Origin of the sequence: Acetobacterium wieringae (assembly GCF_001766835.1) — a bacterium.
GTDB lineage: Bacteria > Bacillota > Clostridia > Eubacteriales > Eubacteriaceae > Acetobacterium > Acetobacterium wieringae.
This window is the reverse complement of the sequence record NZ_LKEU01000035.1, coordinates 73,039-99,436: the sequence shown is the minus strand read 5'-3', so window position 1 is coordinate 99,436 and position 26,398 is coordinate 73,039. Positions and strand designations below refer to the sequence as shown.

Here is a 26,398-nt window from a genome sequence, read left to right as displayed (position 1 = left end):
GTAATCCTCCTAATGATTGTTTTTAATTATATAGATTTAATTTTTTCATTGATTCCTGTACAAAATCCATTATTTCCTCACCCGTCTCCATATTAAGAGCGGCCGTAGCGATGGCCTTTGCATCTTCATAGCGAACACTGCGAATAATCTTCTTAATCTGAGGAATTGATAACGCACTCATACTGAATTCATCAAGACCCAGACCCAATAGGAGTATTGCCGCCAGAGGATCGCCAGCCATTTCACCGCACATCCCGGTAAAGAACTGATCTTTTTTGTCCGACGTAGCCGTTACCAATTGAATCAGACGCAATATAGCTGGGTTAAACGGGTCATATAGGTATGAGACTTCCTGATTCATTCTGTCTACCGCCAGCGTATATTGACAGAGATCGTTTGTGCCAATACTGAAGAAATCAACCTCTTTTGAAATAATGTCGGCGGCAATCGCTGCCGACGGAATTTCAATCATAACTCCCACCTTTACGTCCTTGTCATAAGCAATCTGCTCATCATCCAGTTCTTTCATGCAGTCTTGCAGGATGGCTTTTGCTTGTCTCACCTCGGTAATCGAGGAGATCATCGGAAACATAATATGTGCATGACCATATACACTGGCCCGCAGGATTGCCCTGAGTTGGATTTTAAATAAGCCGACCTCTTTAAAACACAAACGAATTGCCCGTAAACCCAAAAATGGGTTCAGTTCGTCATCCATCGGCAAATAGGGGAGTTTTTTATCCCCGCCGATATCCAGGGTTCGGATAATTACCGGCCCGTCAGGAAACGCTTCTAATACTGAACGGTAGGCCGCAAACTGTTTTTCTTCGCCGGGCATTACATCGCTGTTCATGTACAGAAATTCGGTTCGGTATAGCCCAACACCGACACCTCCGTTCTTCAGAACTCCTGCCGCATCATTGGGTTCACCGATATTTCCAACCAGCTCAACCTTTCTGCCATCCAGCGTAATCGCATCCAAATCTTTTAATTCTTCCAACTCTTTTAAATAATCCAGATATTTTTGTTTTTCTTTTTCGTAGGACTCCAACTCTTCATTGCCGGGATTAACGCAAACCCTGCCTGTCAAACCATCAACAACCATTAAGTCTCCGGTTTTAACAGTCTCCGTAATATCACACAAACCAAGAACAGCTGGAATTTCCAAACTACGGGCCATAATGGCGGTATGCGATGTTCGACTGCCAATATTGGTGGCAAAACCCTTCACCCGCTTTTTATCCATCTGTGCCGTATCCGATGGCGTCAAATCATCGGCGATAATAATCACATCTTCATCCAGTTGGGATAAATCTGCCTGGACAATTCCCAGAATATTCTGGAGCACTCGTGTTCCGACGTCTTTTATGTCGGCTGCCCGGGCGCTGAAATAGGGATCATCCATCTGATCAAAGATCTCATAAAAACGATCGGTTACAATCTTAACCGCATTGTCGGCACTGAGATGACTATCATTAATTTCTGCTTCTACCCCTTCAACAAATTCCGGATCATCCAAAACCATGGCATGGGCTTCAAAGATCGCACCTTCTTCCTCCCCGAGCTCACTAATTGCTTGTATCCGGATTGTTTCCAACTGCTCATGACTTTTCTTTATGGCATTCTGAAACTTTTCGATTTCTTTGTCTGGGTCTTCAACTTTATTTTTATTTACTTCAACTATGACTTTTTCGTAAACAAGTGCCTTCGCAATGACAATACCAGGTGATGCAATGATTCCTTCTTTAACAAACATCTTAATTCTCCTTTAATTATTAGAGGTTTATATCTCACTTCTTCCTTCAAAGGCTTTAATTAATGTGATTTCATCTGTATATTCAAGATCCGCACCGATGGGAATACCCTTTGCCAACCTGGTGACTTTTACACCAAGGGGACTGATCAGATTCCCTAAATACATGGCTGTGGCCTCCCCTTCTACGGTAGCATTTGTTGCCATGATAACTTCTTTAATGTCATTTTCTCCAAGACGCAGTAATAGTTCTCTGGCTTTGATGTCCTGCGGTCCAATCCCGTCCAGCGGTGAGATGGCACCATGCAGAACATGGTACAGCCCATTATACTCCCGGGTTTTTTCAATTGCAAAAATATCCCGGCTGTTTTGTACAACGCAGATGGTTTGTTGATCCCGCTTCGGATTCTCACAAATATCGCAGATTTCTTTATCCGTGATGGTATAACACTTCTGACATAGTCCAATTTTAGCTTTAGCAGACGTTAGTGCCTCAGATAAGCTTGCAATCTCTTCATCCGAGAGGCTAAGAATATGAAAGGCTAATCGTTGTGCTGATTTTTCTCCGATCCCCGGTAGTTTACCCAACTCCAGAACCAACCGCTCAAGGGTTTTTGGATAATAACCCATCGAGCACTACATTAAACCTGGAATATTCATTCCACCGGTAATTTTGCCCATTTCAGCATTAACCATGTCTTCTGCTTTGACGATGGCCTCATTGACCGCAGCAACCACCAGGTCTTCCAGCATTTCAATATCATCTTCATCAATCACTTCCGGATCGATCTTAATTGACAGAATCGTTTTTTTTCCTGTTGCAACCACTTTAACAGCACCACCGCCTGCAGTAGCTTCTACTTCACGTTCTTCCAGTTCGGCTTGTAACTTCGCCATATCTTGTTGCATTTTCTGCACTTGTTTCATCATGTTATTCATGTTTCCGCCGCCCATTCCGACCGGCAATTTTCTTTTTGCCATTCTATCCTCCTGTGATTTTCTATTCTTAATAACTTCATTATTATAACACTAATGGTCTATGATTATCACTATCTTTTTACCCTAATTTTACAGTTCGTCATCGGCATTGATTATTTTTACTGCCTGATCATTAACGATTCTCAAGGTTTTTTCGACCAGGTCAAGTTCGTTAAAATTCTCGTCTTCCAGTTTAATTGTGATCGAAATTTCCTTGCCCAACTTTTGCAAAAGAGCCATTTCAAAACCTTTAATTAACTCTGGTTTATTGACAAACTGGTAAAAGTTTCTGTTTTCAGGCGAATAAACAATCAAAAGATGTGTCTCATCCTCCAACGTCGGTTCACCGCGCTTTAAAAACATAGCCTGACCTGAGTTTGTTTTTCCGATTTCTTCACAAAGCATTTTAAAGAATAGCATCCCATCGTGACGGCTGCTTCCACTTTTTATTTTAATATCCGATTTTGCATGAACCGGAGCCTTGTCCGATTCACCTTCCGGCCCCTCGTCTGCGCTATTAGTTGTTTCAGATTTCTCTGCTGGCACCGAAATAACATCTGCCGCCGACTTGCTTATTTCACTTTTTACTATTTCATATTCAGCTGGACGTTTTAGTGACTCTGCCTGAATTTCTGACTTTCGGCATGTTTTCTCCAGCCTATCGTGAGGTCTACTTTGCAGCAGCGGTTTTTTTTCGTTGTTTTGGAAAACTGTTTCGACCGCCGGAATCAAAGCTGTCTGTTGATCACCGAGGCATATCTTTAACAAAGCCATTTCAACGATAATTGCCTGTAGATTACTGTATTTGAGTTTATTTTTTTCTTCTATTAAAAGGCTGATCATTCGATATAGTCGGTCAAACGTTAATTCTTTTCCTAATTGTTGGTATATGATAAAGTCATCAGGACTACAGAGTAGTATTTCTTTAGCCGTGTCTTTTGCTGTTTTTGTAATCAGCACTCCCCGTAGAAATTCGATGATCTGATCCATTAACAGTATTGAATCTTTACCATTATCAACCAGGTTCCGTAAGTTACTCAAGACGCCAGCGCTGTCATGAGCAAGAATCAGTTTTACCAGGTCACCAATAGCCTGTTTTTCTGCCATACCAGTAAACGCCAGTAGGTCTTCAACCGTGACATGGCCAGCTTCATCCTTGAGATCAATAATCTGATCCAATAAGCTGAGAGAATCACGCATTGAGTTCTCCCCCCGGCTTGCAATAAAATCAAAACTCTCATCGGACATGGTCACCTGAATATCCTGACAGATTTTTTTCATCTGTTCGATGATTAACGCTTTCGGTATCGGACGGATTTCATAGCGTTGACAACGGGATAAAATTGTCACCGGACATTTATTCGGTTCTGTTGTCGCCAATATAAATACGGCATGTTCCGGTGGTTCTTCCAGCGTTTTTAATAGCGCATTAAAAGCCTCTTTTGTGAGCATGTGTACTTCATCGATAATGTATACCTTGTACTTGCCAACAGTCGGCGGATATTTTATGCGCTCACGAATTTCGCGAATTTCATCGACGCCGCGATTGGAAGCACCATCGATTTCGATGATATCCATTACTCCCGGACGATCGATTTTCAAACAAACATCACAGCGATTGCATGGGTTTCCATCAATTCCATTGGGACAATTGATTGCTTTTGCAAATATCTTTGCCAACGATGTTTTTCCGGTTCCTCTAATTCCGGAGAAAAGGTAAGCGTGTCCAACTCGGTTAAACTTAATCTGATTTCTTAGTATTTTCGTAATACTATCCTGTCCCACAACCTCATCGAAAGTTTGTGGCCGATATTTTCGATAGAGCGCTAAGTATGACATTGTTCCCTCATTTTCCTGTACTTAATTTTACTTTATTCTACTTTATTATATTACAATCGTAATTAATTGTATAGTCAAATGCATGCATACCCCATGACAGTCATTTATCAAAAAAGAAGTTCCTTTTGAGATATCAAAAGGAACTTCCTAAATTTTTATAGAAGATGAAACGGTAGTTCTTTTTCTTTTTTAGCTTTTTTTGCCTGTTCTTTTTCAGCTTGAGCTTTTTTTCTTTTTTCGGCAATTTCTGCGCGAACGTTTTTTTCTTTTGCAATTGCACGTTCAATCGCACTTGCCGTCAATTCTTGCAGTTCTTTTGCTTTATTCCTGATTTCTTTCCGTAGCCGATCCTCCAGCTCGATTTTGTTTTTTTCCTTTTCTTCGGCTTCTTTTTGACGAGCCCGCTCGATTTTTTGTGCTTCTTCTTGCTCGGCCTTTAATTCTGCCTTGGCTTCAGTTTCTTTTTTGGCTTCAAGCTCTGCTTGTTTTTTTGCTTGTTCCTGTTTTTTTGCTTCTTCCAACGCTTGTTTCTCAATCGCTGCTTTTTTAATTGCAGCTGCTTCTTCCTGAACTTTATGATGCACTTTTTCGATTAGTGCCTTGGATTTTTCTGCCACTGCCTTAGCTTTCTTCTCTGCAGCTGCTTTTGCTTCTGCTGCTTTTTGAGCAAGTTCTTCCGCCTCTGCTTTGGCTTTCGCTTCTACTTCTGCCTTGGCTTTTGCCTCTGCTTCTACTTTGGCTTTTGCCTCTGCTTCTGCTTTGGCTTCTGCTTTGGCTTTTGCCTCTGCTTCTGCCTTGGCTTTTGCCTCTGCTTCTGCTTTGGCTTTCGCCGCTGCTTCTGCCTTGGCTTTTGCCTCTGCTTCTGCTTTGGCTTTCGCCGCTGCTTTTGCTTTGGCTTTCGCCGCTGCTTCTGCTTTGGCTTTCGCCGCTGCTTCTGCTTTGGCTTTCGCCGCTGCTTCTGCTTTGGCTTTCGCCTCTGCTTCTGCTTTGGCTTTTGCTTCTGCTTTTGCTTTTGCCTCTGCTTTGGCTTTTGCCTCTGCTTCTGCTTTGGCTTTCGCCGCTGCTTCTGCTTTGGCTTTTGCCTGTGCTTCTGCTTTGGCTTTTGCCTCTGCTTCTGCTTTGGCTTTTGCCTCTGCTTCTGCCTTGGCTTTTGCCTCTGCTTCTGCTTTGGCTTTTGCCTCTGCTTCTGCTTTGGCTTTCGCCGCTGCTTCTGCTTCTGCTTTGGCTTTTGCCTCTGCTTCTGCTTTGGCTTCTGTCTTTAATTCTTTTTCGACTTCTACCTGTACCTCAGTTTTTGATGCTTCCGATTTCTTGGGATTGCTATCACTCGAATCCTCGGCATTATCCTCTTTGCCCGTGATCACTCTGCCAACCTTTTTTATAAAATCGTCCAATTTTCCCACTTCTTCATTCCCCACTTCACTTGAATTCGATAGATCCGAACCACTTTGAATAGCTGTGTCCTTTGTTAATTGTGATTTAGGTTTACTTTTACGAGCCATGACGATCTCCTTTTTAATGACGTAATTTTCCTTCTATTTTTTATAAATGGCCTTGGTGCACTTATAAAAAACAGAATTTTGATGTATAAAAAACAAATGACCGAAGCCATTTGTTTTTTATACATTTTAATTTTTAATCTTCAGTTAAAATAGAATTTTTGCAATATCCTTATGTGGAGATGATATTACCGAATAACTCGTAATGAGATTCGATTCTGCCATTTCCGTCTGGGCCGTTTGAATGGCCATTTTAACAGAAGAAATTTCGCCAGTGATTAATACAAAGCCTTTACCACCCAAGCCTCTAGCAATTCGAATTTCCAGGAGTTCTACGTTTGATGCTTTCGCACAAATATCTCCGATTAAAATTGAAGAAATTGCATTAATCGTTTCAACAATACCCAGCGATTTCACATCACCGATTTCCCCAGCGCCTAGCATTGCTGGCAGAACATCAGGGTGAATATTCGGTATAACGTGAGATTCTAACATATGGATACCACCCACATGCGCCCCATTCTTTATTGACGCCTCAACAGCACCGACATCTCCAGCAATAATACTGACGTATTTTCCAGGACATAAGGGTGATGCCATCAGCAGCTCAACATTAGCGGATTTCAGCATTTCATCAGTGGATTCTATACCAACTGGAATGCTCTTAAATTCCATAAAACCAACTGCTTTTTTCAAAATACCACTTCTTTCTATACTGTGAATGTTTTTATTTTACCAGATTGCGTTAATGCGTTTTAAACGAAAATGAATCCGCCTAAAATTGTAAAGTTAATGAACTGTGTAATAAAGATTGTTACAGCAGGAGGGTCGATATGGGTATCGCAATGGCTATTTAAAGTTTTTGCAGCCCATTCACCAACAAATGCTGTGAACATACCTGTAATTGCTGCGCCAATAATGGCAGCAAACGGATTCAATGTAGCTGAGAATACGATTACTGCGGTTGAACCAGAAGGTAAAACAATATGATGCCATCCTTCAAAATAATGTCCGCACATAATCAGGATCAGTGAGATAGCAGCAACAGAGAACCCAATTACTGGTGTCATTGAGAATAAGTATGCAGCTTCTTCACTTCCGCCAACTAAACCTAATGTACCTAATGTAGCAGCAACGCCACCAATTAAGATACCAATACCTGCGCCGTAAGTAAGAACAAATCCTAAACGGCTTCCAGTAGTAATCCATTCGCGTTTTTCACCAGCTGGTGTTTTTCCTGTGATACCAGTTTTACCAAATACTAAACGTACAATAATACCAGACAGCATTACGGTGAAAGCAACAGTGTCGGTCCAGCCGGCAGCGCCTTCTCCCAAAATACCATTAAAGAGAATTGGTCCAACCAGTGGTCCAACAATGTATTGGATCAGGAAACCAACCATACCGAAGATACCACCAACGATCAATACCATTGGATCACCAAATTTTACCAGTGGTGTTACGATGTCTTGACCATTTTCAATATGATTTCTTGTCATTGCAAACGCAGCACCAGCTACAGCACCAGCGAAGGCAACATGTGGACCAAACCAAGAACCAAAACTAATAATACCAATTGCAGGTGCCCCAAAATCTCCACCCATGATTGCCGCCAAAACGGTTAAACCGGTGAAAACAAAGGCTGTGATCCCGCCCATAAATGTGGCTAAGACGCCACCGCCAAATGCGGCGATTAACATTGTAAAGTCCATAATTATCCCCCTTAAAATATGATTTAGGACTCGATAGTGATTTTTTCACTATCCGCGGCTGAAATCCTACCGCTAATACTAGCAAAAACTTTTGAGCTCAGTTTACCTTCAGGAATATCCCCGATAAGTTGTCCTCGTTCCACATGATCCCCAACGTTTACAACTGCTACTGCAGGAGCACCTATATGTTGTGACAATAATAGGTTGACTTTAGTAAACGTCTTATCCGTTTCAACCATCGGAGCCGGAAGATCATACTTCGTCAGTCCCAATCGTGATACCAAACGGTAAACGTTAAACTGTTTGCCTTCTCTGAAGGGCACAGCTGATGTTGGTGCATTGTGGTGAGGATTTTTGATCCCCTTACTTCCCAGTTCTCGCTTTAGCATGGTATTGAACTTCCAAGGTTGTAAGTCCATTACACATGCATATTGACATAAGCCACATTCACAGCATAGAAAAGCGTTTGTAGCTTGAGTGGACGTATCGCAGGTTGAACCATAGGCAGCAATCCGCATTAACTTATGGGGTTCCAGGTTATGGCCCAAAGCGTATCGCGGACACAGCTCGGTGCAATAGTTACATTGCATACAAGCCATCCCTGCCATTTTCATGGTTTCCTTGATGGACTTTGTCTTAGAAATTATCAATGGATGATCTTTTGCTAAAACAATCAGTCCTTTCGTTGTTTTTGTAATCGTTGACTCTAAATCGACGATTTTACCCATCATCGGTCCGCCGTTGATCACGACAAAATCCGTGATGGTTGTTCCGCCGGCTAATTCCAAAGCTTCGCGAACAGTAATACCAAGTGGTACCTTTGTTGTGAGCTTATTCTTAACCTCACCTGTTAATGTCAAATATGTATCTGTAACCGGTTTATTGTCTACCATTATATCATAAATGTTCAAAAGTGTCTCCACATTTATAACTAATGTATTAACATTTAACGGAATTCCGGCTTCAGGCACAATCCGTCCCGTTGTTTCATAAACAAGGACCTGTTCATCTCCCGCTGGATAGAAATTCTTTAACAAGTGCATTCTAATCTTGGGAAATGCTGGTAATTCTTTGTTTAATGCTTCAATAGCAGGTGTATATTTCTTCTTGAGGCCAATAATGCCTTCCTTTGCTTGTGTGTGATCCATAACAGCCTGGAGTGCCGTTAACATTTTAACAGCCTCCAGTGCCATCAGTTGTTGATCGACGCGCAATAGTGGTTCGCATTCTGCTCCGTTGACAACGACGGTATCAACTTTGCAATTTAATTTGACCTGGGTTGGAAACCCTGCCCCGCCTGCACCTACAATGCCGGCGTTTTGTACCAATTCTACTAAATTTGCGCTCATGAACAACACCTCTATTATTTAATCGTAAATCCTCCTACTAATACACATCTTCGTTTACGAGTAAATGTCTTAGCAGATGTTAGACCTTCACCGGTCGGACCAGCAATGGTAAAGGTTGTATAGCCTTCCCCACCAACTCCGATACCAGCATATGAAGGGCCATTTTTAACAAAAATAGTGGTTTGCACTCTTTTTGCCATTTCAGTTAAGTTATTGATATTTGTTGAATGCATAATCGCAGTATGTCGATTACCATGTTCCAGCGCAACAGCCACATCAATTCCTTCTTTAATATCTTTTACACGAACAATGGGAAGGATTGGCATCATTAATTCTTCAACAGCGAAGATATGATCTTTACTGGTTTCCATAATGATTACCCGGATGGAGTCGTCAACGTCAATTCCAATACCTTTAAGAATTACTTTGGCGCTTCGTCCCACATAGTCACGACTCAGGCGACCACCGGGAATAACCAGCTCTTCCAATTCGGCAATTTTCTTGGCGTCTTTCAGTTCATAAGCACCATTTTTCTTCATGTTAAAGATCAGGTAGTCGGCAACTTGTTCGACGACAACAACTTCTTTTTCCGCAATACAGGGAAGATTATTATCAAAGCAACAACCATCAATAATATCTTTCCCGGCTTTTTCGATATCAGCGGTTTCATCAACCAGCGCTGGAGGATTTCCGGCACCAGCTCCAATCGCTTTTTTGCCACTCTGTAATACAGTCTTGACTACACCTGGTCCACCGGTAGCACAAAGCATGGTGATTTTGGGGCTGGCAAACATGGTATTGGCACTGTCAATTGTTGGTTCTGCAGTTGTAACAATCAGGTTTTCCGGACCACCAACCTCTAAAATCGCCTTGTTTAACAATTTAACTGTTAAAGCACTGGTTTTTTTTGCGCTGGGATGGGGTGCAAATACGACTGTATTTCCTGCCGCTAACATGCCAATTGAATTACAGATAACTGTTTCACTGGGATTAGTCGAAGGTGAAACTGAGCCAATCACGCCAAATGGAGACTGTTCAATTAAGGTTAACCCGTCATCACCAGTGAAGGCATCGGCAACAAGATCTTCCACACCGGGTGTTTTTACTGTTGCCAATTCATGTTTTAAAAGTTTATGTTCATAATTTCCCATGCCAGTTTCTTCAACTGCCAACTGGCAAATCATTTCCATATTTTCTTTTTTGAGCATTTCTGCCCGCATCGCTGCTATCAATTTGCTTCGAAAGGCTATTGGCTGTCTCATGAAGGTTTTCTGCGCTTCATAAGCTGCATCAATGGCGTTCTCCATATCATTAAAGATCCCAAGCTCACCATCTTTAAGTGGCTTTCCGCCTTCAACTGCACAATCGATTTCTGCCATTACTTTTTTTACAATATATTCTATACCTGTAGTATCTATATTCATACGAGGTACCTCCTGGATCGTGTTAATTTTTTGTCTTATTTTATAGCGTCTAGTCCAGCTTGAGCAACAGTCATGTCTTCTGCAACACTGCCGCCGCTTACTCCGATACCGCCGATGATTTTACCCGCTTCAAAAATCGGGAAGCCACCGCCAAACACAACCATTCTTCCTTTATCGCAGCTCGCAATTCCAAAAAGTTGTCCTGACTCTTTTGCAAGGTCAGCTGCCTGATCGGTGCCCATTTTAAGAGCAACTGCAGTATAAGCCTTATTGGTTGCGATATCCATACTGGCCAATAAAGAATCTTCCATCCGGTTAAATAATACGGTGTTACCACTGGCATCACAAATTACGATAACCATTGGTACATCGATTTCGATTGCTTTTGCAGCCGCCGCTTCTGCCATTTTCTTTGCCATATCTAATAATTTTCCAGTAGTCGTCATTTTTCTTCCTCCTGATTAATTAGTATTTTTATAACACAGCTAACGCACTCTTTGCAATAATCATATCTTCATCGACACTTCCACCACTTACGCCAATTCCGCCAATGACTTCGCCATTGACTTTTAAAGGATATCCCCCGCCAAAGACGACCATCCGACCATTATTGGTCCATTGGAGGCCATAGAGAGAGCCATCTTCTTTAACGACGCTGGCAACTTTATCCGTGGACATTTTCAATGCATTGGCAGTATAGGCCTTATTCACTGAAATATCAATGCTGACCATTAAAGCATCTTCCATCCGTTCAAAGTAGGCTAAATTTCCACCGGAATCGACCACTGAAAAGACAATGGGGACATTGATTTCTTCAGCCTTTACTCTGGCAGCAGCAGCCATTTTCTTGGCCAGTGTCAGTAGACTATATTCTTTATCACACGTGTCTTCATTGATACTTTCTGCTTGCTCAGTTTCTAACAGATTCAATTTTTCTTTGACCCGGTCGACTATTTGTTTTACAACACCATTAAACTCAACTGTCCGCGCCAGCACAAAAAGGGTATCCGAGAGTCGATTGACGAATTTTACCAATTCTGGACGACTTTCTTCATTTTCGCGATTATATTTTACAATCAATCGCTCACCGCGTCTGACAACGGTGCGGGCAACATGTAAAGCTGCTGATGCTGGACTGGCACCAGGAATAATGAACGCCTTTTGAGGACCAATAATTGCTAAATAGTGTTCCATCGTGCATTCCATGTAATCCACATCTGCCTGAGTAATTTTGTCCGCCAGCATGGTCTTGCCTTTTTCATCGCTGGCAAGTTCTGCACCTAAAACAAAAATTCGCTTCTGCAGGTAATGCAAAATTTCTTTGATTTCCTGATCATCGCAAAGAGAGTAAGCTAAACCAATGGCCGAATTTGCTTCGTCCATGGTTCCATATGCATCGACACGGATATTATCCTTCGGGGTACGACTGGATCCAAAAAGACCCGTTTCCCCTTTGTCCCCTCCTCGGGTATATACATTTGGCATCACATCACCCCACTAAACAATCTGAATTTCGTCAACAATGCCAACAATGGTCATATCCAGCGGAGCCATCTTGTCACCGTAAACATAACGGGCATTGCTCCCCGACGTTACGATCACCGTTTCTCCGATACCTGCACCTACTGAATCAACGGCTATTGCTGTCGACGAACTTGAATATTTTTCAAATTCACCATACTCATCAATTTTTTTAATGATTAATAATTTACATCCCACAAGATTCGGATCTTTCTGGGTTGATACGACGTTTCCAACTACTTTTGCTAACTGCATATATTCACCACCCTTATTAAACCCTGATAATCTGAAGCCCAAATTCCTTGGCGGCTTCCGCTGCATACCCTGTTAAAATTGATGCCGATGGTATCTTAATCACATTTGATCCCCGGGCTTTTAAAATATCAACCCGCGAGATAACGTTTTTGTCAATCAGACACTCACCAGTATTATGAGCTGAGACCTGATTTACCACCGCTTCGCTTTTAGCTGGGGCAGCTGTCTTTGTAACGATTAAATCATTTGTTTCTGTGGGAGTTCCACCAACACAAGTAGCATATAAGTCTTTGCCACATACTAACTTCATCCCAAAATCACGCAGTGTTTCAATGTTATTATTTAACATTTCCCGATATTTAGGCGATGATTTGCCCATCCCCAGTGATGCTCTTTGAGGATCATCCGGATTACAGGCATTAACTGCTGCAACTACTGGCGTTCCAGCCATAAATCCATGATTAATGAGCGATAACAGCACTGTATCAGTTATTCCCACCGCCAGTTTGGCAGCCGTATTCACGCTCATGGTAGCGATCACAAACATATCTGCCGATCCATATAGCTCTTTTTGGCTTTTTATGTTGCCACTGTGGTAAATTACATCAAGATTTAATTCTTTTTGAATCGCAACAGGATCTAACACCTTCATGCCATCATCAGAAAGAACAACTTTTAATTGCCAACCATCTTTTTGTAATTTCAACAGTGAATCCATCGAATCCTTAAAACCAATCGTCGCTCCCGTAAAGAAAACAACTGCTTTTTTAGGTTGATTTTTTATTCGCCTGACAACCTCGTCAACGATTTTTTGAATAAGTACATCCAATAATCCGTTTTCGAGCATTTTCTCCATGTCCAAATTCTATCACCACATTTCTTACCTTTGACAATTAAAGGCGATCCCTAAGGGTGTTACCAATAATGGTTCTACCGGTTTAATGGTCTTGATGCCTGTTTCATCTTCAAAAATCTTTTCAAAATCATTAAAGACACACGCTCCACCGACCACATAAATAACGTCAACATCATACCCGATCACAAAGCGGTTGACGATGGAAGCCATCTTCTGTACCACGGGCTTAATAATCGGGAAGACTTTTTTCTGTGACTCGTTCTTTTTAAGTTCTTCTGCTTCTTCAAAGCTAATGTGATGAAAACCTGCCAGTACCAGACTCATATGTGTCCCTCCGGTCGCTTCATCGGCTGTGAAAATAACTTCACCATCTTTGAGAATACTAATTCCAGTGGTTCCACCCCCAACATCAACGACCGCACCATTTTGGATGCCAAGCACCGTTGCAGCTGCAGTCGGTTCATCAACCACATTTGTTACCACAAAGTCGGCTGAGTCAACCACATTGGAAATAATCTTTGTATTCCCCGCCAGGATACCAGGAGGAATGGCTGTGGCGGCCTTGGCATATGTCAAGTCAACACCCAGGATACCTTCAACCTCACCTTTAAGTTTTCGTACAATTTGACTCGCACCGAGATAGTCAACGACAATTCCGTCGCGAACAACTGACGCGCCTTGAGTCGCTCCAGCAATGGGACGATCATTTTCATCAACCACTGCGATGACAATATTTGCAGTCCCGAGATCGACGCCAACTTTTAGCTCACCTGTGTAAGCATTGGCTTTTTTTTCCCGGATTAATTCTGCGAATTCCAATATTGCGTCATTACCAGATTTCCAATCCATTGTTTCACCTGTTTGGGATTATTTTTAGATAATCATCGTTGTTAAGTCCTGCCGCATTCGCTTCATCAGTATCCAAATGCATTTCATAGTCGAATTTATCGGATACACGCGCGAGTACATTGCAGAAAATTGTTTTTCTAACACCACATGTTTCGACACTGACCCAGTCTTTATCTTTTATGCCTAACTTTTGGGCAATATCAGGAGGCATATGAATATGCCGTAGGGCAACAATCACACCATGCGTGAGGGTAACGGTTCCGCATGGACCCTCGAGGATAATCCCCGGTGTTCCTTCCAGCTGTCCCGATTCGCAAACCGGCGCTTTGATTCCCAGCGTTCTGGCATCTGTCAGTGAAATTTCAATCTGACTTTCCGGCCGGGCGGGTCCTAAAATTCGAACCTTGTCAAAACAACCCTTTGGCCCAATCACTTTAACCGTTTCTTTTGCTGCATATTGTCCAGGTTGCTTTAAGTCTTTCATATTGGTCAGTTCATAACCTTCTCCGAAAAGTGTTTCAATGTCTTTTTTTGAAAGATGGATGTGTTTATTGGAGATTCCCAATACTACACGATTCGGACTATCTTTTTCAGCAATCAGTTTTTTAACTGTGTTAATTACGATTTGCTCAATTACTTGTTTTTCATTTTCGTTCATGCTAGCACCTTTTCTTCAAAAGATCATTTCTGTCTGAATCCTTCAGCCGACTCAGCAATTATTCCTCTGAGTTTATTTCTGCTGTTTCTTCATTTTCTTCTATAGTGACAACTTCAGCTTTTGGTTCTACCGGTGGGTCATAACCCACTGTTTCACTGTTGTAAATTAATTTTTCAATTCCTTCACTGGGTCTAGCAATCACTTTGGTTGCCCAAACGCCACGACCTTTAGCACAAGCCGCTGTAGCCGCATCAACTGCTGCCTTAACAGCTCCAATATCACCAGCCACCTTAATGGTTGACATCCCGTCACCCTTACACGCTTCATAGCCAATCAGTCTTACATTTGCTGACTTGACTGCCGCATCGGCAGCTTCAACCGCTGTGGCCAACCCAATAGCTTCTATTAGGCCAATGGCCTCTCCTCTATTCAAATCAACCCCTCCTTACGACAGTTCCGTATTATCCAGATTTTTGAAAGGCATTTTTTTTACCAGTCGGGCAGCATTGCTTCCAATTGCCCGTAATGTTGCTTCGTTACTGTAAGCTGGAATTCTGAAAATTGGCTGATCTTCTTTCAATTTGATAAAATGAAGAACAACTTCATTTTCAGTAATTCCAATGCCTACACCAAGATGCGAAAGTTCTGCACCCCGAAAAGCAAGCTCAACTGGATTGGCATCTTCCAATTCTTCGATGGAAAATGGCACGCCTTCCTCTTCAATTCCGTGCAATACTTCGTCAACAACTTTTTGAAACATTATATTTTTCCCATGGACTATTTTTATTTCTGGTTTTGGAGCATCAAAATCCATCCGCATCTTATTCACCTTCTTCGTAAGCAAGTACCAAACCGGTGGCGACTGCGTTACGCGGACCCTCAACCCCTCTGATATTCGCCCGTCCGGAAACAATACTATACTTGGATAAGGCATCTGTTACTAATTGGGGAATCTCAAAATCGAGAGCCGATCCACCAACCAGAGTAACAAATTCAATATCCCGAACATTTCCAGTCGGACTCACTCGTTCTAATGAACGAATGGCATTTACAACAAATACTTTTGTCTTTGCTTCGCGTCGGACAGCTCGGATTCGCTCCAAGGAGTAATTCCCCGGCATTGGCACCATTCCATTGGGTGTTAAAATAACCACCCGGGCAAAGGTTCTGGGATCCAATGGCTTATCAAAAAATTGAACAGTTCCATCTTCATGACGAATATGGAATAAACTTTCAACCTTAGCCAGGGGATACTTTTTAATATCTTCTGCCAGCGCCATGTTGTCATATCCTAATTCCGAAGCGATTAGCAGCGTGACCATGTTACCGGCACCTGCTAAATGAATGGATTTGATTTCACCTGCCCTGTTAATAATTGCTGCATCAGTCGATCCAGCACCCATATCGATAATTGCTAAAGGTTTATTGCTACCTGGTGTGGTAAGTGCACCACGGATGGCCATATCGGCTTCAACTCCGCCCACTTCAACTTTTACACCCAGTTCAGCTTCCAATTCATGGGCAATCATGTTCATCTGTAATTTATCTGCCTTAACCATGGCGGCAATACCGACGGCATTTTCCATCGAAAACTCTTCCGCCACCCCGCCTTTGACCGTTTGCGGCACAAATGTATCAACGGCTAATAAATCCTGAATCTTAATTGCACTTGGTAGTTGATCTGTCAGGTGCGACATGACCTGTCTGACCTTTTCAAGCATTCCACCAGCATTCGTGCCAGCTTCCCCTCTAATATCTTCTACAGGAGCTACGGAACGTATTGCATCCATGATTTTTTCAGCGCCGTCATCGACATTAACCTGGGCCTTTTTGTTCGTACCCTGAATAATAATTTGACCAGCCGGGATTTTTCTTTCTTTGACATCCCCTGCCGGCGTTTTGATAACAACAGCTGAACGATTCCCGATAAGCGCACGTGAAACAGGCACAACCTGCTTGGTCTCATCGGACGTTAAATCAAATACGGTTGCAATTCCGTATGGGTTAGATAGTTGTTCGACTACCGAACCTGCTGCGGCGACCTCTATGGCAGCTCGCATGTTTCTCGGCACCTTATCAATCAGCGAAACTTCATCAACAATCGGAATTTTTTTTGTAAGACGGTTATTAATTAAAACGCCATCATCACGTTGGACAATGGCACCATTAATAAATATGCCGTTATTAACAGCATGGTTAATAATCCGAGAGGAATCTTCAAAATCCACTTCTCTGGGGATAACAACGATCACTGACTCGCCCTTATCGCAATTATTAACTTCTCTTATGTCTACAGTCACACCCACGCCGATCCCCAATCCCCCTGGTGTAGAGGGATTGTGACCGATCATGGTTGATTCCGTAATAATTGTTTCCGTAATTGTTTCCATTGCTACATCACCAATTACGGGTGCAGCTTCATTGATCCGGATTAAATCAACATCTTCTACGGTTAAATCAGCTTTTTCAAGGGCTTGTTTGAGAGAGGCGAAAACTCCATGAATATTCTGACGGGTTCCTTTCATTCCAGTGGTATCAACAATACCACTGCAGAGAAATTCAGGCTTTCCGTCGACATATCGGGCCAGTGCGGTTTCCGTGCTGGCGTTACCAATATCTATTCCTGCAATAATCATCTTATGTCCTCCCAACACTTCCTAAAATACTTGCTTAGATAAATTCTTTAGATCGCTTTCTTGCATAGTAAACTTCTGCTGCTTCAGCAACTAAAGATGCAGAGATAGGAGCATTGTATTGATTTTTAAGTTCTGCAGCAATCGCCATTAATTCTTCTTTAGTTGATTTATATGGACGAAGGGCATTGTAGATTTCTAATAAACGGGCATCTGGAACAGCAATCAGTTCAGCTGCTCTTCTTAAATTTCTGGCAAATGCATCACGATTTACAGATTCAGCAACCTGCGCTTGCAGTTCAAGCGTTTCTGGTCTGATTCGTAAATCTTCTGGTGTCAACTCGCCAGCTAATAATTTATCTAATGTTAATTCTTTATAAGCTTTTCCCGTAGCAGATAAGATCAGTTCTGGTCTTTTATCTCCGATTGGATAATCAGCTTTCGAAACAGTTCCGCAAGCTGCTGGTGATGGAGCTGCAGCAGCACTCATAGAACTCATAACTTGTTTAACGATTTGTTCCAACATTTGTTCTTGTGTCATTCTGGTCACCTCCACTTATACAAACGAAACTTGTTGTTCGACGGCTTTTTTACCGGCTTCAACATGTTCAGTTTCTTTGATATGTAATAAGGCTGCTTTTGCCTGGTAAGCTGGACGAGCCATCTGGTCGTTTCTTACTGGAACAGGTGCCGGGCTTTCGCCTTTGGCATATTTTGCAGCATTTTTCCCAATCATTCGATATGTTTCCAAGTCGATCAATGGTGCTTGAGAAAATAATTCCAAGTTACTTAACTGTGGTAAATCTTTTTGGTGAATCAAGGAAGTGCCTTTTGACTGTAAGCCAATGCCGATTCCAGATCCAGACAGTTTAGCAGCCGTGTGGCCGCAAACAGCAACGTCAGAACTTCGGTAAACTTTAATAATTCGGGCTTTTAAACCTTCTTCTTCAATACCAGCGATGATTTCTTTAAGAACTTTATCATGCGGAATTCCGGTGATGGTTACGGTTTGAGAATCTGCAAAAGCAGGAGCCAAACCAATCACTACTTCATCACTTGCCATTCCCTGTTTTGCTTCTCCGACTGGAGAAAGTTTCACAGCGCCGGCAGCAGATGCAGCTGGTGCGGAAGCTGGCGCAGCGCCTGTCATTTCTTTTAAAACATCTTCAATAATGCTTTTTAACATTTGTTCGTTTATAGCCATTTTATTACACCCCTTCCTATATGCTTGCTGGGTCAACAGCCCATGGAATATCTTGGATTTGTGCCCATCTTTCATCACTGATTACATAACCAGTTTTTACTCCATGATAGGTATTTGGATAGTTTACTGCTGAAATACATTCCCATGTAGAGCTTAATTTAGAAGCAGTGTGTAAGTAGTCACCAGCACATTTCTGTAACTGGATGTTAAAGATCGATTCAGCGACATCTCTCATGCCACCTCGGTCTAGAGCTTTAATGAAGTCAACCGCAGTTGCACCGCGATTCATTAAATCTTCAACAGCTTTTAAGTCAGCTACAACATCACGGTCCGGCATGTCTTGAGATCCACGAGCATAAGTTGCAGCTTCAACTTCAGCATCAGTGATTTCGGTCAAGCCTAATTCTCTGAATAGGATCTGCATTGCGCGAGCGCCTTTAGCACGTGCAGCAACAACTGTATCTTCATCAACAGGTTGTAAACCGGCATCGATTTTTAAGTCACGTTGGATGACATTCCAATCATCATAATCATCTGCATCCCAGTTAGAGCCTGCAAACATATTATCATAGTTAGGTGTAGCAGAGTAACCAGAACAGATGTAGTCAGTTCCTGGTACCATTTGCATTAATGAACGAGCAACTCGTCGTAAGTCAGAGTGAGTAAAGGTCTGGTCATTAGAAGAAGCACACTCTAAATCGAGGCATGCTGCCAATAAGTTTTCAGCCAATACTTCTCGGATACCGCCTGGTACACCAGCTGGAACACCGATACAAGAAACTGAACCATTCTGGCTTCCTTGTACGCCGGCACCCTTAGTGATGTATAAGCATCGCGCTTCAAGATAAAGCATAGATTTGCCTTCTGCATAACCCATTTGTACTTCTGATCCGGAACCAGATGTAAAACGCATTTTCAAACCACGGGAAGCGTAGCTTGATGCCAAGAAAGCTTTAGAATATGGTGTATCATCACCGTCCATGAAAACTGGTTCTGTACCATATACAGAAATCGTTTCAGCGTAAGCAGTGTAACCTTTCATACCGAGGTCAAGTTCGGTCGCTTCTTCAACAGCACATTGTGTTAAGATACCAGGACGACCAACATTTGCACCAACCATGATGGCAAGCGCATTAAATGGCGCATAACGACCGATGCCTACTGTTGTTTCCATTTCGTCAAATCCACGGATAGCAGCTTCTGCAGCATCAGCAGCGATTTGAACCATGTTATCTTTTACGTTAGTAACGTGGCATTGGTTAGAAGGCATTAAACGAGCTCGCATTTTACTTTGAGCCATCATCATTTCTAACACTGTCATATGACCAAGTACTTCTACAATTTTTGCAGGAGTGATTGATGTTGTAATATCAACAACAACGTCTCTTGGTACATTAATATCAACAAGCATATTGGCAATTTTTAAAGAATCCATTGCCATATATTCCTGGGCTTTTTCTAAACGAATTGCATAGTTAGCGATGAATGTATCAAGCATATCAAAATCAGCTCGTTTTTTTCCATCCAGTTCAACAACTACCCCATTTTCAACAACCAGACTTGGTGTTGGATCTTGAGGGCTGTTCATTGCAATTAGACCGACTTCTGGCCATTCTTTAACGAAACCATCCTTTTTGACTGGACGAGCTGCTAAAGCTTCAAATCTTTTTGACTTCATAGTCATTATTCCTCCTTCTTTCTTAGAAAACTAACAACAGCTACTTAAATATAAGGAGTTGTTACAGGTGGGCAAGGACCGCCAAGAGCTTCTAAAGCTTGTTTACCAACTTCTCTAGCAGCATATACGGCTTGACGAACTGCGCCAGCGTCTCCAGAAATGAAGATCATTGATTCATTCGAGAATTTAGTACCGCCATTATCAGGTGAAGCATAACCACAAAGTTCTACGTTAGCAGCTTTTAAAGCAGCATCTGACATTAATACGCCGATACCAGCTGGAGCACCAACAATAATTGCGAAGGCTTTTCCGATTGGAGCACCTAAAGTCATATTACAAGCGAAGCTTGCACGGGCTGTATACTGGAATTCCAGATGTCCGGCAGCATTTGCATATACATCTCCGAAGGTTCTGTTTAAGTCGTTAAGAGCAACTTCAACAGCACGTTTTGCATCAGATACATCTTCTGCACCAAAGATAATTAAAGAACCATGACCTGCACCACCTTCAGTGTCTCTTGCCAATTCACAAGAAACAACTTCGCAATTAGTCGCTTTTACAGCTTCGTCAGCAGCGAAGATCTGAGGACCAGCACCAGTTCTGGCGGAAAGAATACCGATTGATCTGTATTTAGGATCAATTTTCATTGCTTCATGTAAAGTTCTGTCCACGTTTGCAATAACAAAACCAATTGTGTTTCCTACTGCAGTACCAACAAACTCAGTTAATCCGCAAACACCGGTTGCAGCGGCAACTGTGCCTGTTTCTTCAACTTCACTCATTTTCTTCATAACTTCTTCCATCAATTTGTTCATTAAATCATCTTTCATTAATTTACACCTCCGTAATTATAAAATATTATAGACTTGGTAAAATTTTCTCCACATCACCGTGTGGTCTTGGGATTACGTGTACTGAAACAACTTGTCCAACTTTGTCAGCTGCCGCAGCACCTGCATCAACTGCAGCTTTAACAGCTCCAACATCACCACGAACCATAACAGTTACTAACCCAGAACCGATTTTTTCGTAGCCTACTAATGATACGTTAGCTGATTTAACCATTGCATCAGCAGCTTCAATTACTGCCACCAGACCTTTGGTTTCGATCATGCCTAAAGCTTCGTTTGTCATAAGCTCTATCCTCCTTAATTACAAGATTTTGTTACTGAACTACCTATATTCTAATGCAAAGTCGATGATAATTACTTGTGCTGTTCTTATAAAAATATTCTGGATTTCTGCGATACATCTTGAAAACCTTTTACTGTCGCTGTTTTTTGTATCTGTTCATAAAAATACAGTGGAATATTTTGTCAAACACCTGCACTTTAATGTAATCCGTTCTGTTTTTTTGACATAAAAAGAACAGGTTCACCCTCAGGTTTTCCTGTTCAATATTTTTTACTTATTCTGTTGCTTTTTTTATCAGGATACTTCCCGATGTTTTTCGGCGAATTTTTCATCTTTGGGATGGTTATTCCCTAACTGTTCATCTTCCTCAAGCGCCGTTCCACGTCGCTCTTTCCGATACTCGGTGGGAGTCATCCCGGTGCTCTTTTTAAATACCTTGCTAAAATAATTCGGTTCGTGGTAAGAAAGATCCAGTGCTATATTGATAATTGGAACATCGGTATTTGCCAGCATATCCTTTGCGATTTCAATTTTACGTTCTGTTAAATAGGTTACAAAATTAACCCCAGTTTCCTTTTTAAAGATCTTACTTAAATAGTAGGAACTCATATTGGCATACTCCCCAACCTGATCAAGGGAAATATCCTTGTAACAGTTCCGGTCAATATAGTTAAGAATATCTTCGATATTGTTTTTACGGGTTTCTTTATTATCAAGCATCCGATCAAAAACCTTGTCAATAGTTTTCATGATTTCGATTTTCAGATCATAACGATTTTTATACCCATTGACAAATTGCATATTATTGCTTGAACAAAGAGGACTATTCAGCTCGTAACCGCACATATCCTGGGTCACAATATTAAGTTCCTCCATAAAATGTTTGATTTCTGCCTGTACCGACATAATATCATAGGTATGGTAATCATAAATCATGTCCAGATAACTGATCAGGGCTGTTCTGGCATCACTGTATTTTTTCTGGATAATAGCAAAAATAACTTCATTCATTTTTTCATCAAAACGTTCTTTGGCGTTATTCTTTAATGAAGCAATGCTCTGATTTATGGAATCCATCAGTTGTTGGGGGCGAATCGGCTTTAACAGAAAATCATCGACCCGAGCCTTGATGGCCTGATGCGCAAAATCAAATTCATTAAATGCCGTTATCAAAATGACCTTCTTTTCATGGTCTTCCTTTTTTATCGTTTTTAATACATCAATACCATTAATTTCCGGAATGTTAATATCCAACAGGATAATATCCGGATTTAAACGACGGATTTCTTCAATTGCCACCAATCCTGAAGATGCTTCGCCAATAACTTCAATATTTTCGCCGTGTTGACTAAGAATGAGTTTAATCGCTTCAATTTCTAAATGCTCGTCCTCAACAATAAACAGTTTATACATGATTATAATCCCCTCCCCGTTAGAGATTTACGAGGTATCTTAATAGTGATTTCAGTGCCCTTTTCCAGTTCACTTTTTATTTCAACCCCATAATCAACGCCATAGTAATACATCAGTCGTTTATTTGCATTATTAATCCCGATTCCGGTGTTCTTTTCCCGTCCATCCGCTTCATAGGTTCCGTCCAAAATTTTATGGATGCGATCATCCGGAATCCCTTTACCATCATCCACAATCTTTAAAATGGCGATTTCTTTAAGGATATCCGCTGTTATTCGAACTTCGCCACCCTTGGCATTGGGTTCAATCGCATGAATAATGGCATTTTCTACAAATGGTTGAACAGTCATAAACGGACATAAGATATCTTCCGCCATTTCATCCACTTTCACTAAGTAATTCAGACGATTACCCAGACGCATTTTCTGAATTGACAGATAGTTTTGCACATGCTCCATCTCTTCTTTAAGCGTGACGACATTATTTTTTTCCTTTTTTAGAGTGTATCGCATCATATCGGAAAACGCATAAATCATTTCCTGAGTTTTATCTGCACCTTCCAGCAGGGCCAGACGACCAATGGTATTTAAAACATTAAACAGAAAATGCGGATTAATTTGTGCCTGTAAGGCTTTTAAATCGGCTTCTTTTAGGGAAGCTTCAACCTCACTGCGTAATTTAACCTCTTCCATTAATTCCAGGTTTTTATTATGCAATTCCTCCTGGATAATGTGAATCATCTGTTTCTCAACCAAATAATTGGCAATGGTGTACAGCAGATCTGCCGCTGCTCTTACCTGAGTTAATGTCGTTTTTAAGGTTTTGTCATACAAATCTAAAATTTCAGGGTTTTTTGAAAAATCAGTTAATTCATGGCTGGTACCAAAAGGCAGACGCTTCATTTCTTCTTCATCAATTTTTACCTGGCCGGCCATAATTGCACCCAGATAATTTCCCTTTACCATGATGGGTACGGCAAGATCTACCAGTCCACCATGACAAATGTAAATCGATGGTTTTCCCGATCGTGCCGATTCAATACCGCCATGGGCATCCGACTGAAAACAGCACTCCCGGTTACTACTTTCTTTTCTGACACAGGTACAGTATTCTGAAAAATTACTGTATTCCGTAATCGGATTACCCTTGTAATCAACTGTTACAGCGGCGAGTCCGGTGGCATCTGAAAAAGAATCCTGAATTCTTTGTAGCACCTCTACGTCAATAATGTCAGTAATCTTAAGTAAGACTCTCATAAAACAACCCCTTTAGACAATAATCCCATAATTTTCATTTTACATCGATTTCCACTGAGTAATATTATAACACATACAGGAAATTTTTGGCATTTTTTTTACTGTTTTAGAATATTTTGCTTTGTATCAGCATTATCTTGCTTCGTATTTTATTATTTATTGTTGTTTTAGGTAAATCAGATATTTTCTTGACCCCAGCCATTTCAACCACTCCGAATTTTATCGGTTGTAATCAAAAACTTAATTTTACTTCGACTAACATCTTATAACCAGTACTTTTCCACCAACTTTATCCACAGATAAAATATAAGTGAGATTTTATCATATTCTTTTAAAAAACACTTGCATTTCGGTGTCAACTCCAGTATACTATACAAGTGTCCAAAAGTTATAAAGTTTTGGGGGTGTGGCGCAGCTGGGAGCGCGTCTGACTGGCAGTCAGAAGGCCAGGGGTTCGAGTCCCCTCATCTCCACCAATAAGAATTGCATTAGAGAGCCGTTTATGGTTCTCTTTTTTTATGCCTGCGGGTGGAAGATGAAATTGAACACTCGTATCACCATACCATTAGAATTTTGCCCTTCCAAAACTTAAAATAATCTCTCCTCACAGAGATTTCTTTTCTCTTCATCGATGATATCTGTTAAAATAAGCTTAAAAATTGTCATTGAAATAAAGGAGCCCTATGAAAACACTGCATTCGGTAATTCAGACACTCAATCCTTATGCTGCTTATGAAAAAACACAATCCACACGATTAAGGAAAACCTTGATGTGCGATAATGTCAAGCGCTTAAAAATTATTGGGATCATCGGTTCATCTGTCAATTTATTATTGTTAGTGCTCTATTATTTAGACCGTGGTTTTAGCGGGTTAACAACCATCGAGGCGACTTTGCGAATCTGCTGGATTCTGGCCAGTATTATTTATATCATCGGCGTTGGAAGCCCCCATTCTCCTGAGGCCATAAAGAAAAGACAGTTCATCTTTTTTTATGGCGCCACCGGACTCTGTCTGCTCTTTGCCAGTTTAATCACCGCCGTTTTATCAGTCGAACAAGGCTCCACCTTTCTCTATCTGATTAATATTTTACTGATTGGCAGCTTTTTATACCTCTCCTTGCCGGAAATGATTTGTATCATCGCACCCAGTTTCCTGGTTCTGGTACTATCCATTTTGTTTACCCCTGGTTCTATCCTGTTGGTTCAGGGAAACTTTGTCAATGTGATTGCCAGCACCGCTTTTGCCGTTGTCATTGCCCAGACAATCCTAACTTCAAAACTGACACAGCTCGCCAGTACTCAGACCATCCTGGATCAGAAAAAAGAACTGGAATATCTCATCAACCTGGATGGTCTGACCCGAATTCCCAACCGCCGGAAGCTGGAAAGTTACTATTCAGATCATCCCCACACCTCGTTTGCCCTGCTGATGGTCGATATTGATTATTTTAAAAACTATAATGACACCTATGGCCATCTACAGGGAGATCAATGCCTGATACAGGTCGCCCAGTGTCTGTCGCACTATCCATTCGAGGGGCTGACCACCCGTTATGGCGGTGAAGAATTTGTTACCATCATTATACTGGCTGATCTTGAGTGCATAACACCGCTGGTCGAAGCGATCCGCCAATCAATTCAAGACCTGCAAATCAGGCATGAAGCCTCTCCCTTTGGGGTTGTTACTGTAAGCATCGGTTATGTTGTCACTGAAACCCGTCGGGAAAACCACAGCAATGAAACCACTGTTCTAGAAGATTTTATCTTGAAGGCTGATCAAGCTCTATATCAGGCTAAAGAAAACGGTCGTAACCAGATCAAACTGTATCAAGAATAAATTACCACCAAACCAACACTACAAGTTTATCCGTTCACCCCAACACGCTACCAGTTTTTCCAGGGAATAACTGGCATTGGCAGGGCTGGTAGAAGGCAACTTGATGATCTTTTCGCCGGTTTCCCGATAACAATACCGGTTATACAATTCATAAGCCTTGCCGCCGTTGGCATAAATCGTTTTGATGGCGGACTGGTCCAATAATGCCCGGATATCATTTGGCACCACATTTCTGATTGAGCTGTCGCTTGAGCCATCAATATCACAGGAATAGATTACATCCCATAGTGCAATCTGATTTTCCAGTAACATCCTTTTTTGTTCTTCAATCGTGCCCGGGATCGGCCAGCCAACCAGGGCACTCATAACCTTCCAGAACCGGTTTTGAGGGTGCTGGTAGTAAAAACCGTGTTCCCGTGATTTTGCTGACGGGAAGGTTCCCAGGATCAAACTTTTTGAGTTCTTATTATAAACTGGTTCAAAGGTATGGATCATTTTTTCTATCCTCCAGCAATTTTTTTAAGAAAAAACAGCCGACTATCCCGCAAG

At 41.6% G+C, this 26,398-nt stretch carries 27 protein-coding genes and 1 tRNA gene; 2 read left to right on the top strand and 26 right to left on the bottom strand.

The genetic code is table 11. From position 1 onward, the window contains the following. Positions 1-22: 22 nt before the first annotated feature. The 25 genes from ptsP to ACWI_RS12780 form a co-directional block, all read right to left on the bottom strand. Entirely contained in the window at positions 23-1,756 is a 1,734-nt protein-coding gene (gene ptsP, locus ACWI_RS12900; RefSeq protein WP_070371847.1) for a phosphoenolpyruvate--protein phosphotransferase, read from the bottom strand. A gap of 27 nt (positions 1,757-1,783) precedes the next feature. Further along, complete coding sequence (recR, locus tag ACWI_RS12895; protein ID WP_070371846.1) at positions 1,784-2,383, bottom strand: recombination mediator RecR; 600 nt, start codon at positions 2,381-2,383, stop codon at positions 1,784-1,786. 6 nt (positions 2,384-2,389) lie between these two features. Next, on the bottom strand, positions 2,390-2,734 hold the full coding sequence (locus ACWI_RS12890; RefSeq protein WP_070371845.1) for a YbaB/EbfC family nucleoid-associated protein: 345 nt from the start codon (positions 2,732-2,734) through the stop codon (positions 2,390-2,392). A gap of 87 nt (positions 2,735-2,821) precedes the next feature. Beyond that, positions 2,822-4,570: a DNA polymerase III subunit gamma/tau gene (gene dnaX / locus ACWI_RS12885; protein ID WP_070371844.1), complete on the bottom strand. Its 1,749-nt coding sequence runs from the start codon at positions 4,568-4,570 to the stop codon at positions 2,822-2,824. 155 nt (positions 4,571-4,725) lie between these two features. Further along, complete coding sequence (locus ACWI_RS19055) at positions 4,726-6,072, bottom strand: hypothetical protein (RefSeq protein WP_070371843.1); 1,347 nt, start codon at positions 6,070-6,072, stop codon at positions 4,726-4,728. 144 nt (positions 6,073-6,216) lie between these two features. Continuing rightward, positions 6,217-6,765, bottom strand: a complete 549-nt coding sequence (locus ACWI_RS12875) for a BMC domain-containing protein (protein WP_070371842.1) — start codon at positions 6,763-6,765, stop codon at positions 6,217-6,219. Between the two features lie 59 nt (positions 6,766-6,824). Further along, positions 6,825-7,781 carry a DUF7973 family transport facilitator gene (locus tag ACWI_RS12870; protein WP_070371841.1) on the bottom strand — a complete coding sequence of 319 codons (957 nt, stop codon included), beginning with the start codon at positions 7,779-7,781 and terminating at the stop codon, positions 6,825-6,827. A 23-nt stretch (positions 7,782-7,804) separates the two neighbouring features. Beyond that, the gene (locus ACWI_RS12865; RefSeq protein WP_070371840.1) at positions 7,805-9,130 is read right to left on the bottom strand and encodes a 4Fe-4S dicluster domain-containing protein; all 1,326 of its coding nucleotides are present in this window, start codon (positions 9,128-9,130) and stop codon (positions 7,805-7,807) included. Positions 9,131-9,144: 14 nt separating this feature from the next. Then, a complete protein-coding gene (locus tag ACWI_RS12860) occupies positions 9,145-10,554 on the bottom strand; it encodes an aldehyde dehydrogenase family protein (RefSeq protein WP_070371839.1) in 1,410 nt (469 codons plus the stop codon). A 35-nt stretch (positions 10,555-10,589) separates the two neighbouring features. Then, positions 10,590-11,000 carry a GlcG/HbpS family heme-binding protein gene (locus ACWI_RS12855; protein ID WP_070371838.1) on the bottom strand — a complete coding sequence of 137 codons (411 nt, stop codon included), beginning with the start codon at positions 10,998-11,000 and terminating at the stop codon, positions 10,590-10,592. A 28-nt stretch (positions 11,001-11,028) separates the two neighbouring features. After that, complete coding sequence (locus tag ACWI_RS12850) at positions 11,029-12,039, bottom strand: cob(I)yrinic acid a,c-diamide adenosyltransferase (RefSeq protein ID WP_070371837.1); 1,011 nt, start codon at positions 12,037-12,039, stop codon at positions 11,029-11,031. A 12-nt stretch (positions 12,040-12,051) separates the two neighbouring features. Continuing rightward, entirely contained in the window at positions 12,052-12,330 is a 279-nt protein-coding gene (locus ACWI_RS12845) for a EutN/CcmL family microcompartment protein (RefSeq protein ID WP_014356937.1), read from the bottom strand. Positions 12,331-12,346: 16 nt separating this feature from the next. Continuing rightward, on the bottom strand, positions 12,347-13,177 hold the full coding sequence (locus ACWI_RS12840) for a flavoprotein (RefSeq protein ID WP_070371836.1): 831 nt from the start codon (positions 13,175-13,177) through the stop codon (positions 12,347-12,349). A 33-nt stretch (positions 13,178-13,210) separates the two neighbouring features. After that, on the bottom strand, positions 13,211-14,035 hold the full coding sequence (gene eutJ / locus ACWI_RS12835) for an ethanolamine utilization protein EutJ (RefSeq protein ID WP_070371835.1): 825 nt from the start codon (positions 14,033-14,035) through the stop codon (positions 13,211-13,213). A gap of 4 nt (positions 14,036-14,039) precedes the next feature. Then, on the bottom strand, positions 14,040-14,693 hold the full coding sequence (gene pduL / locus ACWI_RS12830) for a phosphate propanoyltransferase (RefSeq protein WP_070371834.1): 654 nt from the start codon (positions 14,691-14,693) through the stop codon (positions 14,040-14,042). Between the two features lie 58 nt (positions 14,694-14,751). After that, entirely contained in the window at positions 14,752-15,126 is a 375-nt protein-coding gene (locus tag ACWI_RS19480; RefSeq protein WP_070371833.1) for a BMC domain-containing protein, read from the bottom strand. Positions 15,127-15,138: 12 nt separating this feature from the next. Beyond that, a complete protein-coding gene (locus ACWI_RS12820; RefSeq protein ID WP_228882360.1) occupies positions 15,139-15,507 on the bottom strand; it encodes a glycerol dehydratase reactivase beta/small subunit family protein in 369 nt (122 codons plus the stop codon). 7 nt (positions 15,508-15,514) lie between these two features. Further along, positions 15,515-17,329: a diol dehydratase reactivase subunit alpha gene (locus ACWI_RS12815; protein WP_070371831.1), complete on the bottom strand. Its 1,815-nt coding sequence runs from the start codon at positions 17,327-17,329 to the stop codon at positions 15,515-15,517. A 34-nt stretch (positions 17,330-17,363) separates the two neighbouring features. Further along, on the bottom strand, positions 17,364-17,867 hold the full coding sequence (locus ACWI_RS12810) for a diol dehydratase small subunit (RefSeq protein ID WP_070371830.1): 504 nt from the start codon (positions 17,865-17,867) through the stop codon (positions 17,364-17,366). Positions 17,868-17,882: 15 nt separating this feature from the next. Next, on the bottom strand, positions 17,883-18,530 hold the full coding sequence (locus ACWI_RS12805; protein WP_070371829.1) for a propanediol/glycerol family dehydratase medium subunit: 648 nt from the start codon (positions 18,528-18,530) through the stop codon (positions 17,883-17,885). Between the two features lie 16 nt (positions 18,531-18,546). Next, positions 18,547-20,208 carry a propanediol/glycerol family dehydratase large subunit gene (locus tag ACWI_RS12800; protein ID WP_070371937.1) on the bottom strand — a complete coding sequence of 554 codons (1,662 nt, stop codon included), beginning with the start codon at positions 20,206-20,208 and terminating at the stop codon, positions 18,547-18,549. Between the two features lie 44 nt (positions 20,209-20,252). Further along, positions 20,253-21,038, bottom strand: a complete 786-nt coding sequence (gene pduB / locus ACWI_RS12795) for a propanediol utilization microcompartment protein PduB (RefSeq protein WP_070371828.1) — start codon at positions 21,036-21,038, stop codon at positions 20,253-20,255. Between the two features lie 28 nt (positions 21,039-21,066). Next, on the bottom strand, positions 21,067-21,342 hold the full coding sequence (gene eutM / locus ACWI_RS12790; protein WP_070371827.1) for an ethanolamine utilization microcompartment protein EutM: 276 nt from the start codon (positions 21,340-21,342) through the stop codon (positions 21,067-21,069). Between the two features lie 294 nt (positions 21,343-21,636). Beyond that, entirely contained in the window at positions 21,637-22,755 is a 1,119-nt protein-coding gene (locus ACWI_RS12785; protein WP_070371826.1) for a response regulator transcription factor, read from the bottom strand. Positions 22,756-22,757: 2 nt separating this feature from the next. Further along, positions 22,758-24,011, bottom strand: a complete 1,254-nt coding sequence (locus ACWI_RS12780) for a sensor histidine kinase (protein WP_070371825.1) — start codon at positions 24,009-24,011, stop codon at positions 22,758-22,760. Positions 24,012-24,411: 400 nt separating this feature from the next. Here ACWI_RS12780 and ACWI_RS12775 point away from each other — a divergent pair. Both ACWI_RS12775 and ACWI_RS12770 read left to right on the top strand, forming a co-directional pair. Further along, positions 24,412-24,487 (top strand) — tRNA-Ala (locus ACWI_RS12775). Positions 24,488-24,694: 207 nt separating this feature from the next. Continuing rightward, positions 24,695-25,849 carry a GGDEF domain-containing protein gene (locus tag ACWI_RS12770; protein ID WP_084633678.1) on the top strand — a complete coding sequence of 385 codons (1,155 nt, stop codon included), beginning with the start codon at positions 24,695-24,697 and terminating at the stop codon, positions 25,847-25,849. Positions 25,850-25,867: 18 nt separating this feature from the next. Here the strand turns inward: ACWI_RS12770 and ACWI_RS12765 are convergent, their stop codons facing one another. Then, on the bottom strand, positions 25,868-26,344 hold the full coding sequence (locus ACWI_RS12765) for a DNA-deoxyinosine glycosylase (RefSeq protein WP_070371823.1): 477 nt from the start codon (positions 26,342-26,344) through the stop codon (positions 25,868-25,870). Positions 26,345-26,398: the final 54 nt, after the last annotated feature.

Excerpts from the sequence above, each read along its gene's own strand:
- ACWI_RS12805 (WP_070371829.1), bottom strand. The coding sequence starts at position 18,530 with ATGGCTATAAACGAACAAATGTTAAAAAGCATTATTGAAGATGTTTTA.
- ACWI_RS12800 (WP_070371937.1), bottom strand. The coding sequence starts at position 20,208 with ATGAAGTCAAAAAGATTTGAAGCTTTAGCAGCTCGTCCAGTCAAAAAG.
- eutM (WP_070371827.1), bottom strand. The coding sequence starts at position 21,342 with ATGACAAACGAAGCTTTAGGCATGATCGAAACCAAAGGTCTGGTGGCA.
- ACWI_RS12770 (WP_084633678.1), top strand. The coding sequence starts at position 24,695 with ATGAAAACACTGCATTCGGTAATTCAGACACTCAATCCTTATGCTGCT.
- eutJ (WP_070371835.1), bottom strand. The coding sequence starts at position 14,035 with ATGGATTGGAAATCTGGTAATGACGCAATATTGGAATTCGCAGAATTA.
- ACWI_RS12855 (WP_070371838.1), bottom strand. The coding sequence starts at position 11,000 with ATGACGACTACTGGAAAATTATTAGATATGGCAAAGAAAATGGCAGAA.
- ACWI_RS12860 (WP_070371839.1), bottom strand. The coding sequence starts at position 10,554 with ATGAATATAGATACTACAGGTATAGAATATATTGTAAAAAAAGTAATG.
- ACWI_RS19055 (WP_070371843.1), bottom strand. The coding sequence starts at position 6,072 with ATGGCTCGTAAAAGTAAACCTAAATCACAATTAACAAAGGACACAGCT.
- dnaX (WP_070371844.1), bottom strand. The coding sequence starts at position 4,570 with ATGTCATACTTAGCGCTCTATCGAAAATATCGGCCACAAACTTTCGAT.
- ACWI_RS12815 (WP_070371831.1), bottom strand. The coding sequence starts at position 17,329 with ATGATTATTGCAGGAATAGATATTGGTAACGCCAGCACGGAAACCGCA.
- ACWI_RS12850 (WP_070371837.1), bottom strand. The coding sequence starts at position 12,039 with ATGCCAAATGTATATACCCGAGGAGGGGACAAAGGGGAAACGGGTCTT.
- ACWI_RS12865 (WP_070371840.1), bottom strand. The coding sequence starts at position 9,130 with ATGAGCGCAAATTTAGTAGAATTGGTACAAAACGCCGGCATTGTAGGT.
- ACWI_RS12820 (WP_228882360.1), bottom strand. The coding sequence starts at position 15,507 with ATGGATTTTGATGCTCCAAAACCAGAAATAAAAATAGTCCATGGGAAA.
- ACWI_RS12840 (WP_070371836.1), bottom strand. The coding sequence starts at position 13,177 with ATGCTCGAAAACGGATTATTGGATGTACTTATTCAAAAAATCGTTGAC.
- ACWI_RS12845 (WP_014356937.1), bottom strand. The coding sequence starts at position 12,330 with ATGCAGTTAGCAAAAGTAGTTGGAAACGTCGTATCAACCCAGAAAGAT.
- ACWI_RS12780 (WP_070371825.1), bottom strand. The coding sequence starts at position 24,011 with ATGAGAGTCTTACTTAAGATTACTGACATTATTGACGTAGAGGTGCTA.
- ACWI_RS12810 (WP_070371830.1), bottom strand. The coding sequence starts at position 17,867 with ATGACACAAGAACAAATGTTGGAACAAATCGTTAAACAAGTTATGAGT.
- ACWI_RS12765 (WP_070371823.1), bottom strand. The coding sequence starts at position 26,344 with ATGATCCATACCTTTGAACCAGTTTATAATAAGAACTCAAAAAGTTTG.
- ACWI_RS12870 (WP_070371841.1), bottom strand. The coding sequence starts at position 7,781 with ATGGACTTTACAATGTTAATCGCCGCATTTGGCGGTGGCGTCTTAGCC.
- pduL (WP_070371834.1), bottom strand. The coding sequence starts at position 14,693 with ATGAACGAAAATGAAAAACAAGTAATTGAGCAAATCGTAATTAACACA.
- recR (WP_070371846.1), bottom strand. The coding sequence starts at position 2,383 with ATGGGTTATTATCCAAAAACCCTTGAGCGGTTGGTTCTGGAGTTGGGT.
- ACWI_RS12785 (WP_070371826.1), bottom strand. The coding sequence starts at position 22,755 with ATGTATAAACTGTTTATTGTTGAGGACGAGCATTTAGAAATTGAAGCG.
- ACWI_RS12890 (WP_070371845.1), bottom strand. The coding sequence starts at position 2,734 with ATGGCAAAAAGAAAATTGCCGGTCGGAATGGGCGGCGGAAACATGAAT.
- ptsP (WP_070371847.1), bottom strand. The coding sequence starts at position 1,756 with ATGTTTGTTAAAGAAGGAATCATTGCATCACCTGGTATTGTCATTGCG.
- pduB (WP_070371828.1), bottom strand. The coding sequence starts at position 21,038 with ATGAAAGATGATTTAATGAACAAATTGATGGAAGAAGTTATGAAGAAA.